Origin of the sequence: Acinetobacter sp. YH16042 (assembly GCF_013417245.1) — a bacterium.
GTDB lineage: Bacteria > Pseudomonadota > Gammaproteobacteria > Pseudomonadales > Moraxellaceae > Acinetobacter > Acinetobacter amyesii.
The window spans coordinates 1-12,532 of record NZ_VPEJ01000011.1; the positions used below are offsets into that span (position 1 = coordinate 1).

11 protein-coding genes and 1 pseudogene are annotated in these 12,532 nt (G+C 37.1%); 3 read left to right on the plus strand and 9 right to left on the minus strand.

Annotated features, from left to right (window positions below):
• From FTV37_RS18090 to FTV37_RS09500, 9 genes and pseudogenes are all read right to left on the minus strand, one after another.
• Positions 1-67: pseudogene (locus tag FTV37_RS18090) on the minus strand (helix-turn-helix domain-containing protein); the annotation flags it as partial.
• Between the two features lie 17 nt (positions 68-84).
• Positions 85-297, minus strand: coding sequence for a hypothetical protein (locus FTV37_RS09465; protein WP_180063680.1), 213 nt, complete (start codon positions 295-297; stop codon positions 85-87).
• Positions 294-1,562, minus strand: a complete 1,269-nt coding sequence (locus FTV37_RS09470) for a type VI immunity family protein (RefSeq protein WP_180009468.1) — start codon at positions 1,560-1,562, stop codon at positions 294-296. The genes FTV37_RS09465 and FTV37_RS09470 overlap by 4 nt, the downstream gene beginning before the upstream one ends.
• Positions 1,563-1,629: 67 nt before the next feature.
• On the minus strand, positions 1,630-2,610 hold the full coding sequence (locus FTV37_RS09475) for a PoNe immunity protein domain-containing protein (protein WP_180010880.1): 981 nt from the start codon (positions 2,608-2,610) through the stop codon (positions 1,630-1,632).
• Between the two features lie 38 nt (positions 2,611-2,648).
• Positions 2,649-3,629 carry a PoNe immunity protein domain-containing protein gene (locus FTV37_RS09480; RefSeq protein ID WP_180063682.1) on the minus strand — a complete coding sequence of 327 codons (981 nt, stop codon included), beginning with the start codon at positions 3,627-3,629 and terminating at the stop codon, positions 2,649-2,651.
• A gap of 14 nt (positions 3,630-3,643) precedes the next feature.
• Entirely contained in the window at positions 3,644-5,044 is a 1,401-nt protein-coding gene (locus tag FTV37_RS09485) for a hypothetical protein (protein WP_180063684.1), read from the minus strand.
• The gene (locus tag FTV37_RS09490) at positions 5,044-7,935 is read right to left on the minus strand and encodes a type VI secretion system Vgr family protein (protein WP_180063686.1); all 2,892 of its coding nucleotides are present in this window, start codon (positions 7,933-7,935) and stop codon (positions 5,044-5,046) included. Before FTV37_RS09490 ends, FTV37_RS09485 begins: the two co-directional genes overlap by 1 nt.
• 689 nt (positions 7,936-8,624) lie before the next feature.
• On the minus strand, positions 8,625-9,188 hold the full coding sequence (locus FTV37_RS09495; protein WP_168379321.1) for a TetR/AcrR family transcriptional regulator: 564 nt from the start codon (positions 9,186-9,188) through the stop codon (positions 8,625-8,627).
• 302 nt (positions 9,189-9,490) lie between these two features.
• Positions 9,491-10,126 carry a cation transporter gene (locus tag FTV37_RS09500; RefSeq protein WP_180009473.1) on the minus strand — a complete coding sequence of 212 codons (636 nt, stop codon included), beginning with the start codon at positions 10,124-10,126 and terminating at the stop codon, positions 9,491-9,493.
• A 76-nt stretch (positions 10,127-10,202) separates the two neighbouring features.
• Here FTV37_RS09500 and FTV37_RS09505 point away from each other — a divergent pair, with 76 nt between their 5' ends.
• The 3 genes from FTV37_RS09505 to FTV37_RS09515 all read left to right on the plus strand — a co-directional run bounded on the left by FTV37_RS09505 (position 10,203) and on the right by FTV37_RS09515 (position 12,358).
• Complete coding sequence (locus FTV37_RS09505; RefSeq protein ID WP_180063688.1) at positions 10,203-10,619, plus strand: Cd(II)/Pb(II)-responsive transcriptional regulator; 417 nt, start codon at positions 10,203-10,205, stop codon at positions 10,617-10,619.
• Positions 10,620-10,699: 80 nt separating this feature from the next.
• Positions 10,700-12,094, plus strand: a complete 1,395-nt coding sequence (gene yegQ / locus FTV37_RS09510; RefSeq protein WP_180063690.1) for a tRNA 5-hydroxyuridine modification protein YegQ — start codon at positions 10,700-10,702, stop codon at positions 12,092-12,094.
• Between the two features lie 9 nt (positions 12,095-12,103).
• Positions 12,104-12,358 carry a YfhL family 4Fe-4S dicluster ferredoxin gene (locus FTV37_RS09515; protein ID WP_168379317.1) on the plus strand — a complete coding sequence of 85 codons (255 nt, stop codon included), beginning with the start codon at positions 12,104-12,106 and terminating at the stop codon, positions 12,356-12,358.
• Positions 12,359-12,532 lie beyond the last annotated feature (174 nt).

Here is a 12,532-nt window from a genome sequence, read left to right on the forward strand (position 1 = left end):
GTTTGGCCAGAAAAATGAGTCGTTCTCGCTGTTCTAAACTAAGTGGTACAGAAACAATCCGAGGCATGTGTGAACATCTGTTAACTAAAAAAACCTTTTCGCATGATTAGTTATTTTTGTCAACTTATCAGATGGACTGTCTTCATATATTTTTTTACTTTCTAAAATTTCAATGGGTAATTCTTTTAAAAATATATTTACTCTATTGTAAACTTCATCTGTTAAAAATAATTGTCTTTTCTTTTTATCAAAAATCATTCTTATTCCAAAAATAATGCCCCGAAGGGCATAAATCATTCTTCACCATCAAACTGCCAGTACACATCACCCCAATCACTTTCAAAATCAGGGAATATATCACCTTGTTTAAAATATTGACGTGAGTTTTCTTTAGCAAAAGTATACCAATATCCTGCGTGAGGACATGGGCTACCGGCAATAACAATATCTATTCTTTCTGGTTCTTGAACTTCAACTTTCACTCGTTTTAATTCAGGCCAAGTGCTGTCTTCATCAAATCGTGCAATCCATTGCTTTGAACTTACGGCATCAAAACGTGGATTTGGATCATCTGACCACGCATCTAAAGTGGTCAGTTTTAAGTTATCACAACGTATCGGTTTAATTAGTTCATTTGCCATCACCAATAAATCAGGAACACCTTCTTCAACTGGATAAAGTGAAAGCTCTCCCAAACGTATCCATAAGCTGTATTTTGTTGAATCTTCTAGGTCTATAATTTTAGTAATTTCAATTCGTGGATCATCCAGTTTTTCACGAATTTGTTCTTCACTCAAGCCTAGTTTCTCTAGCCAGTAGGGAGAAAGTAAAAAGCACCATGTTGGGGTACGAATACCGCCACCTAAACCATCCCGATCTTCTGCAATAAACATATTTTCATGAGAAAACTCCATACCAGGATGATCAATATCGAGCCCGTAAAAATAATCCGTGAAAGTCCGTTCAACTGTTTCAAATTCAGGAGAAACAAATGCAAATTGACTTGTGTTTCCAATTTCATATCCACTATATGCTTGAATTGGGTTAAGCATTTCTAGACATTTTTGAACAAATGAGTACCAAATATCTTTATTGGATCTATACCATTGATCACCAAAAGTTAATTTTAGACTAGAATAGCGCTCACTAGAGTCTCTAATCTTTGCACTTAAAGCCCAACGTGGACTTTGATCTTGAGATTGTGCAGATGTTGCACCTAAATAGTAAATGAAATATTTTTTATAAATTTTTGCCATTTCAGCTGATATTTCTTCACGACTTCTAATCCATGAAATTGCCTTTTTCCAAACTTCTGTATCACATCGAAATCTTAAATGAAATGGCTTATCAATTATTTCGAATTCAAATTTCTCATAAATATCAATTACTTTTATCAAAAATTCTTGCGCATTTGTTTTTTTTTGATCAATATAAAATGTAATATAAGGGCAAACTCCGAACTCTTTTTTTTCTTCCCCATAAATTATTGATGTATCAAGAGGAATATCTCGAACTAATTCTTCTATTTCCTCATCATTTAAATAAACTTGTGCTGTGCTCATAAAATATTCTTTTAATTAATACTTCTTTTTTTAGAGATCCAATATTATCAAGTCCCGAAGGCATAAATTACTCTTCACCATCAAACTGCCAATACACATCGCCCCAATCACTTTCAAAATCAGGAAAAACATCTCCCAAGTTAAAGTATTGACGTGAGTTCACTTTAGCAACTGTAAACCAATAACCCTGTTGAGGACATTTTTCCCCAGCTTTAATTGAAAATTTATTATGATTTTCAAGAAAATTTATTACTGAAGTTTTGAGCTTGAATTTGTGATAAAATTCAACCAAATCTTTAGGGTAATATAAGTATTCATGTAAGACAGTATCATTCTCTATCTCTAACAGAATAACAGCGCACGCTGCTTCAAAAGCCCAGTATCCATAATAGCCACCTTCTGATTTATGAGTATCATGCCAAGGCGCACCTGATAAATCTTTGTACCAATTCTTTAAAAACTTACGGACAAAAGCTAAAGAAATTTCATTATCTTGATTTGAAAAGGCTTCACATAATAATAAGTAAGGTTTTGGTACTAATACTGTTGAACAATCATATCTATTTTCATCTGAAAAAGATAAATACTCTTCAATTAGCCAATCTTGAGCAACATTTTCTCTCATTTCTCCGTCAATTAATTTCGCAACTCTAGGTAGCAAATCCTTTCGGTGGAGTAAATAACACAAACTGATTAACCAAATACATGGACAATAGCCATCAATAGTAAATAATTCAAAAACTGGTAAGTTTATATTTTTATGATAACTTCTTAATTTACTTCCATATTGCTCATAATAGTCAATAACTATTTCAATTTGGCTTCTAATAAAAGGTAAACTATTGCCAGCTGTATATTCCAATATAAGCAGATTTAAATAGTCCTCTGCTACGATAGCATAAGAGTATACCCATCTTTCTTCTATTGAATCACCAACACCTGTAGGATTTACTTTAAAAGTTTCAATAGTGTTCAGAGTTTCCGCCTTTAATGTTTCATACATTTGAGGTGTAAGAAATTGTTGTCTTTTTATATTAACTAAATCCATTTTATGCCCAAAAACTGCCCCGAAGGGCATATTTTCACTTATTCTTCACCGTCAAACTGCCAATATACATCCCCCCAATCACTTTCAAAATCAGGGAATATTTCCCCTTGTTTAAAGTATTTACGAGTGTTTTCCTTGGCTACACTGAACCAATAACCTGATTGAGGACATTTTTTACCTGCTTGAATTGATACTTTTTGATATTTAGTTAGGAGGTCAATTTCAGCATTACTAGGTTTAAATGTACGATAGAACTCTATTAAGTCTTTAGGATAATAGAGGTATTCATGAAATTCTTTATCATTTTCTATTTCTAATAGAATAACAGCACAAGCTGCTTCAAAAGCCCAATATCCATAATATCCACCCTCTGATTTATGGGTATCATGCCATGGAGCTCCAGATAAATCTTTATACCATTTTTTTAAAAATTTGTTTAAATGCTTGAATGAAACTTTATTATCTTGGGTCACAAATGCATTGGATAACTCAAAATAAGGATTTGAAAAAAGGACATCTGAACAATCAAAACGGTTATCGTCATTAAAAGCCAAAAATTCCTCTACAATCCAATCTTTCCCTCCATTTTCTTGATCCTCTCCATCAACAAGGTTAGCTACCAACGGTAGTAAATCAGTTCTTTTTAATAAATAACAAAGGCTGATAATCCATATATATACACAATAGTCATCTAAAATTTCGATGTCAAAAACACTAAAATTATTATTTTTATAATAGGCTCTTTGTTTTATAGAGAGTTCCTTGAATAATTCAATTACTTTATCAAATTCTAAGCGTAAATACTCAATCGGTTTACCAGCAGTATAGTCCAAAATAAGCAAATCAAACTGATATCTAGACGCTATCGAATAAGAGTCTATCCATCCTGCTTCGATATCATCATCATCATTTGATTCACTTAAAAAACTTTCTATGGCGCTGACAAGCTCACTCCTTGTAGATTGATAGTAACTTTCATCTAAAAATTGTTGTCTACGATTAAACTTAAATTCCATCATAAATAAATTTCCAATTATTTATTATTAACAACGATACTAATGTCTTTATCAGTCCAAACCTTTGTAGCTGTATGAATAGAATGTTCTTTATCAGTTACTGTTTGTTTAGATAAGAATTTAATTAATGCAACAGCATGTTCTACTACCTGCAATCCACTAAAAAAAATAACATATCTTTCATATCTTCTTTTTTTCAATATTATTGGAGCTAGCTTAATTCCTACTGATTTAACAAGACGATTTGTTATCCAATGATGGCTCATTTGAACTACTTTTCCACTAGAATCTCTATATTTTTCGCCACCTAAAGTTAGATTACGATTAGTTGAACTAGTGTTAGTACGGTTTCTAGAAGTTCTGCCAGATCTTTGTTGTTGTTGAGGTATTGATTTATCAATACCATTTTTATCATTAGCATCACCTAATAAATCTCTAAGTGAAGCAGCAGGATTTTGGCTACATTTAGCCTCAATAATTGCATATGGTTTTGCGTCATTATTATTTTTCTTCCAAACTCCATCTATACCACGCCCTCTACTTTTAATAGAAAATAGATTTACCATTTCCCCATTATCATTCAATTTATGAGAGTTTTTCGTTCCTATCTTATCATGTGTTGAAGTTCCCCAGCCTTTAATTTCTTGGCAATAGTAATCTGCCATATGCTCACCTAGAATACCTTTAAATTTATTAGATAAATTAGTTATAGCTGTTTGGCCTATTGACGAATTATTGGTACTGTTAGATTTGCCCTGATTTGTATTGTTTGCTTTTTGTCCACCATTTGCTGGAGAATTTGGCTTATTTGTTTGGTTCTTAGAATTTTTATTTGCATCTGCTGAAGTTTTTCTACTTTTTATTAGCCAGCCATCAACTTCCTTTTTAAATTCTTGTAATTGTTTACCTAAATTTTTTCGAATCTGATCAACATTTTTACGAGCTTCAGGGCTTAGCTGATTTAATACTTTAGGGTTTGTCAGTATCTTATCCAAATTTTTTTGTAATGCATTTAGATCTAGACACTTACGTATCAATTGCTCAGGATCACCTTTCCCTAGTTTTCGGATACCATCTAAAATACTATCCATTGGTAAAGCGCCTTTTTTGACACTTTTTAATGACATTTTGACAGCATCCCCACCACCTGGAACTAAGCCAATTAATGCTGTAATAAGATCAAACCATCCAGTAGGGCTAGCTGGATTTGCAGATAAAATGATAATCGCTTTAATAATATCTCTCGCGTCTACCAATTGACCTAAAACAGGTACACACCCAATTACCGTCTCCGCTAAAATTGCCCAACCACCAGTACTTTCACCTTTAAAGAAAGTCATAGTGTCTTTTTTTAAACTTTGTAGCCATCCACCGGGAACAGAATCTACAGAACGTTTATATTTAGCGACAGAGCCCATTATTTCGCTCCATTCTGTAAGTTATTTGTAAGTTTTTGATATGCTTCTTCATCTAATAGTGACCAAATATCATCGTCAATAGTGTCTGTATCTTCAATTTCTGCATCTAGGTCATCGGGAATGTCTTTTTTAAACTCTGACGGATCTTCCCCATAATAAATTTCAGATTTTCCTTTAGGTACATTTTCTAATTTAGCGTACCCTTTATCATCTAAAGTACCTTCTCTGTAACTTCCATCTTCAAAAAAGACTTTAAAAGGAGCCCCTTTAACTGGTGATAAATCATCATAATGGTAGTTCAATTCCATCCAATTTTGCATTTCACCTAATAATGGTAAAGTAATATTTTTTGGTTGAGCCGTACTTCCACCTGTAAATAAATGCTGCCCGGCCTTAACCTCAAACTTTCCACCCGTGGTAGGGAATATGCCAGAACCATTAATCTTGAGCTGTGATCCGCCTCCAGTCAGGATTATTTCTTTAGGACTGGTGATATAAACTACATCTTCCGTGGAAATAATTTGAATACCTTTTCGGGCAATCAGATCTGCCCCATCTCCTTGGGCTTGGATTTCAACTTTGCCTTTGCCTGCATAAGCTCGTAAGCCTTCTTGTGCTGCAAATAGACTGATCTTGCTTTGTGCATGGGCAATTAAGGATTTTTGACTGCTGAGGTTGATGCTATCCCCTGCACTTTGGCTGATCTGTCCATCTGCTGAAAGATGAACATCTTCCTGACTACTTACAGCAATTGAGTTTGGTGCAGATAAAATCATTAAGGCTTGTTTAAAGGCATCAGCTTTTTCTTTACTGCCTTTTTCGATTTGCCGAAGGAAGTTTTTTAAATTATCCAAGACTTCAAGTGGGTCAGTTTGTTGATTTTTCGCCACTTCACTTAAGGCTTTACTGCTGTTTAAGTTGGCTTCGATTTGTTCTTTCGCCGCTTGTGCGTCGAGGTGCATTGCTGCTGCTTGTTGTTGTGGGTGTGTGCTGACAAGTAGCCCCTGTCCTGCACGTACTGCGCCCCATTGGTCGGTTCTCAGTTCAAAGCCTTCACCTCGCCCTGCACTTTCTGCGGTTTCTTTGGGATGACTAAGGTTACCGAGGTTAAGCTGAGTGGCACCATGGGTACTTTGTAATTGTGTTGATATTTGTCCTGTGGTGTCATCAAAGCGCAGTTGTCCAAAGCCTTCACCTTGAACTTCCTTACTTTTTATTCCAGCCAATTTTTTGGTGTCAGGCAGTTTGCCTTTACCATCAAATTGAGTTGGACTGCGCTGTGCTTCATGTATGCGCCCCACCACAAATGGTCGGTCGATATTGCCGTCAAAGAAATCGATGACCACGATTTCATTAATACGTGGTAAGAAACGTGCACCATAGCCTTCACCGGCCCATGGGGTAAGCACATCTACCCATGCAGAATCCGTATCATTGTCATTGCTGCCTGCACCGCCATCATGGCTGTGGTCATCTCCACGGGTAAATAAGAAGCGGACTTTGATACGCCCCCATTCATCGACATGTATTTCTTCACCGCTTGGCCCAACGACTTTGGCGCGTTGCGGATGGGTGCTTGGACGGTGTTCGAGTGGGTTATATTCAGGAACGGTCGCAATATTGCGGCGTTGCAATGTGAGCTGATTGGCCTGACGCTCGGCCTGTTCATGGATGGGTTTAATATTCCACTGGCTTTGTTCAATCAGTTGATTGACCTGTTCAGTGAGATCTTTGGGTAAGTTATTTTGGTTATAGAATTTCTTTTCTGTGATTAAAAATTGTTTGTCTGCACCACTGTGTTGATCAATTTCAGGGTGTTCATTCAGTTCAAACCAATAACCGACTTGTGTATCACGCACAGTCGATTGTGCATTGAATTTTTTCGATTGTAGCTCATGATAGCGCGTTAGGTTTTGATTCAATTTTTCAATTTGGCTATTGGATGAAGCGGTAGCTTGGTCTTCACCTTTTAAATCTTGCATCCATGCAGGGCTGATATGCCATGCTTGTTCGAGACTTAAGCTAGCATTGTCTTGGCTTTGGCTATGCTGATGTTTGCTTTGAACTGAACCTGCGCCTTCTTCTTGGCTGAGTCCATCGGCTTGCCAGCGCTGTACGTGTACCGCAGTCGGCTGAATGCTACGTTCACCAATCAAGCTGGTGATGCTGTCTTGTTTTTCAGTGGCGCTAGAACGATGAAAGCGGATACTACGACGGCTGAGTGCTTGATATTGGCTATTGTCATCAATCAGGCGGAGTTTTTGTTTTTCAATTGGCGCTGAGGAATGTGGTGCTTTCAGCTGCGCTTCATCGATGAGCCAATTGATGCCTTCACTGCGCCAAAGACGCGTTAAAAAGTCATAATCGCTTTCATTCGACTGCATGATGAAAGGTCGTACATCATAGTTCTGACTTAAACCGCTTAGATCTAGCCTTAGACTGGCAGCAAAGAGCGGACTTTTGCTTTGCCATTCTTTAAAGAGAGTTTCACTGACATCGCGAACAGATTTGTTCATAAACACACGGCTGTTCCTGCGTTTATGCCACAGCGATGTTGCATCTTCTAAAGTGAGTTTATACAGCGTGAGTGAACCGTCACTCTGGCCTTGGGTGGCTTCGGTAATAATACCCGTGGTGCGGAAGAGTTCGCCCTGATCGGTCACTTGATCAACGGCGACTTGTACGCCAATAAATTGTTTTAGTGGAATAAGTGCATTCGTAGATAGGCAAATCAAAGTCGCTTGCACGCCTTGGTTTAAGACATGCTCCCCATCAATACGTTGAATAAAAAGCTCTTCATTCAACGCAGGGTTGGAAAATTGCACATGAATGGCACGTTTTTGGGCGGATAGACCCAATTGTTCTAATACAGCAAATATTTTGCCTAACATAATAAAAATTCTAAATTGTAATCATGGAAATAATTTTGCTGCTAGTTTAGTCAAATTCATCAATAAACTTAATGCTTAAAACCATAGAAGATGTTTCGTTATGTAAAATCCACGATTCAAAAATTCACTTAAAAATAAAAAGCGGAGAACCCACTCACTAATTACTTCTTGCATATAAAATATTCACCAAATGGTCTTAGACCATGTACTTGCACCCAACGAACAGCGTCATGCACGCAACTGTAAAAATAGTTTTATCGTCTAATTAACATCGAGCTTAATGATCAATTTTTTAATATTATCTTTAAAAATAGTGGATTAATTTAAACTTAAGCTAGATTAAAAAACACACAAACCTTTCTTTCCTGTCTTGTAATTCACCTAAGATCCCCTATAATTCAAAAAAACAGACAAGTCTGTCTATTTTGCTGCAAAAACCGAATGAATTTAGCATTCAGAGGGTAAAAATATAAATGAGAGAAAACGTATAAAACGTTCGAAAATCAAATCATTGACTTAAGCTAACAAAGTGAATGATTTGAACGCACAATTGTCAGCAAAGCGCGATTACCCCAAATAATCGCGCTTTTTATTTTCTTAGAATCTTAAGTCATGTGAAAAAATTGATTGTTAATCAATACAAATAAGTCGTCGCTAGATTTAAAACCTAAATGCCTACAAACAAATTTTTAAGCAGCCAATTCCAAACGAATTAAGGTTTCAACTCGCTTCCAATAATCTGCTAAATGCACTTGGTTGGGGTCAATTTGGGCTTGGATGGTCATGCCATCCAAAATACTACTCAGAAATGCAGCTAGTTGTTCAGTTTGCTGAATGCCCAGATTTTGTAAGGCAGTACTTAGTTTTGATTTGAGCCAATCTTTATAATCGATCGCAGGTTGTAATGACGAAGGATAAACTTTAGATATTTCTTCTACTGCTTTTTGAAACATACAACCATTGAAATCTGCAGTATGAAACCAAGCATCGTACCAAGCAAAAATGGTTTTAATATGCGAAAGATGGTCTTCTGGATCACATTCTGCAATAGCAGCTTCAAGTGATTCCTGTAAATTAAGATTTCGAATCACGAGACATTCTTCAATTAATTTGGCTTTAGAGGGGAAATATTTATAAAACGTCATTTTAGCAACGCCCGATTCCCCAATAATTCGATCTATACCAATCGAGTTATAGCTATAAGAATTGAAGAGTTGGAGCGCAACGTTAATGATGTCTTGCTTTTTCGACATTTAATTTACCTGATGCACCAATGGGGCCTAAACATAAAGCTTTCAAGGTAGAAAACCTAATTTTTAAACATGATTTTCGCGCGCTATTGTAAAGCATAACTTAATTGGAGTCTGTAGATAAAACCTCAGCACCCTATTAAATACAGTCTGATTTCAGATGATTTATCGAATTAGCAGTCAGGAAAATTTCGTATAAAACTGACTGCTATTTTAATTTCAACTAGCGATTTAACGACTATTCATCTGCGTTAAAAACATGGATAAAATGAATGCCATTAACGGTGGATTTAAGAGTAAGTATTTTAAGAGCAAGGGGTACTCAGAATATCTTTTTGCTTACGCTCTTGCAGTGCTTTTCGAATCACCTGATAACCACCCGTTAAACCTAAGATCGCCATGATTGCGGCCACGATCAAATCTGGCCATAGACTGCCTGTACCAAACACCCCGACTGCAGCCAAGATCACTGCGACATTACCAATCGCATCATTACGGCTACATAGCCAAACGGATTGCATATTGGAGTCACCTTCACGGAAGGCATATAAGACGTATGCACAGATGACATTAGCGACTAAGGCCAGAATACCAATCACACCCATGGTGATTGGTTCAGGAGCGATCCCATTGGCATAGGCATAGAGCACTTTGGCAATCACAACGATCCCAAACGCTGCCATGACAAAACCTTTCACCAAGGCAACTGTTGCACGCCAATATAAACTGGCGCCAAGCACGGCTAATGAAACCCCATAATTTACAGCATCACCAAAGAAATCCAGCGAGTCCGCCCAAAGCGCAGAAGAATGTGCATAAGCCCCACCAATCAGCTCCACCAAAAACATCATGGCGTTAATGATTAAGGCAATCCAAAGTGCAATACGAAATTTACTGTTGGGTTTGTTTGGTGCTGGCTCATGACTACATGTACATGCCATAAATATGCTCCAATTTAAAAATCAATGGATTTGTATTATTCTTATTCAAAACTATGGACTCACTCCAAGGTCAAGCATGAACGTACAAAAACATTATTTGATTAAAGAATTGTCCACCAAATCTGGGGTAAGCGTTGACAGTATTCGCTTTTATGAAAAGAAAAAACTGCTGAAACCTAGCTTCCGCGCAGACAACAATTATCGCTATTATGATGAAGAAATGTACAAACGTTTGGTTTTTATTAAGCGCTGTCGAAACCTCAATATTTCTCTCACCGAGATTCAAACCCTGCTTGAACTTGAGCAATCCCCTACGCAAAGCTGTCATGCTGTGAATGAATTAATTGATAATCACATTCGTCAAGTTTCTGAAAAAATTAAAGAATTAGAAAATTTTAAAATACAGTTAAGTAAGCTCCGTGCCAGTTGTAATGAAACCAGTCAAATTAATGATTGCCAAATTTTAAAACATTTGGAAAACGGAATATCTTGAAAACCCAACTAAAATACTTGGTTGAATCCTTTTTTTAGATCACTACAATAAAGCCATAAATTTTTTATGCCTTTATTGACATGACGATTCAACACGTAACCGAACTCCTCTCACCTGCTGGCTCATTGAAAAACATGCGCTACGCTTTTGCTTATGGCGCAGATGCCGTGTATGCAGGTCAGCCGCGATATAGCTTACGTGTGCGCAATAATGCTTTCGACCATGACAATTTAAAAATTGGCATTGAAGAAGCCCATGCTTTAGGTAAAAATTTTTATGTGGTGGTGAATATCCAACCGCATAACTCAAAACTGAAAAATTTCATCCGTGACCTTGAACCTGTGGTTGCCATGAATCCTGATGCACTGATCATGTCTGACCCCGGTCTGATCATGATGGTGCGTGAACATTTTCCAGAAGTGTCCATTCATTTGTCTGTACAAGCCAATGCGGTGAACTGGGCAACGGTTAAATTTTGGAAAAATATGGGACTGACACGTGTCATTCTGTCACGTGAATTATCAATCGAAGAAATTGAAGAAATTAAACACAATGTACCTGATATGGAAATTGAAGTTTTCGTACACGGTGCATTATGTATGGCTTACTCCGGTCGTTGCTTACTTTCTGGCTATATGAATAAACGTGATGCAAACCAAGGTGCATGTACCAATGCATGCCGTTGGGATTATAAAATTCACGATGCAGTTGAAGATGAAACTGGTGATGTTATTCCAGTCACACAAATTGAAGAATCATCATGCTGCAATAATAAAAATGCCGATGAGCAACACGCCCTAGAACAACACCAATTCGGCGAGCCGGTTTTATTACAACGCAATGAAGAAGACATGTTTGCTGCCGAAGAAGATGAACATGGCACTTATTTCATGAACTCGAAAGACTTGCGTGCTGTACAGCATGTTGACCGTTTAACCAAAATGGGCATTCATTCTTTAAAAATTGAAGGCCGTACCAAGTCTTATTTCTACTGTGCGCGTACCGCTCAAATTTATCGTAAAGCCATCGATGATGCCCTTTCTGGTAAACCATTTGACCCTGCTCTCATGTCTCAGCTTGAAGGTCTTGCGAACCGTGGTTATACCGAAGGTTTTCTACGCCGCCATGTACATAGTGAATATCAAAACTATGAAACCGGCTCTTCACGTTTTGATCATCAACAGTTTGTAGGTGAAGTCTTAGAACGCAATGGTGACTCTCTTAAAATCGAAGTGAAAAACCGTTTTGTTGTAGGTGATTCTTTAGAACTGATGACCACTTCAGGCAACATCACCTTCGTTTTAACTGAAATGAAAGATAAAAAAGGTAATCTAATTGACGATGCCAAAGGTTCAGGTCATATCGTGGATATTCCTGTACCTGCCGATGTGGATATGCGATACGCCTTACTGATTCGTAACTTACCCAATTCGACAGTGGATATTTCGGCTTCAACTTTAGCTTATCAGGCTTGAGTTTACTTTATGGCTTTGTTGATTACAGACAAATGCATCAATTGTGACATGTGTCTACCTGAATGTCCCAATGATGCCATTTATGAAGGCTCAAAGATTTATGAAATCGATGTCGCACGTTGTACTGAATGCGTCGGTTTCTATGCGCACCAAACTTGTGTTTCAGTTTGTCCGATTGAGTGCATTGTGCCTCATCCTGAATACATGGAGACAGATGAGCAGTTAATGGAGAAGTTTAAAGGTTTGAATTTATTTAAATCTTAAATTCGTGATGTGATTGGTATATTAATTGCATACTCCGCTTTATATTTTATAGAGAAACAACCTTGGGGAAAGTATAAAAATAAGGTTGTAAAACAAAAATAGCTGGGCAACGAATAGGATTCAAAATGTGTGGGGACATTTTTGAATCCTAATTTTGCAGACAAAAAAAGGAAC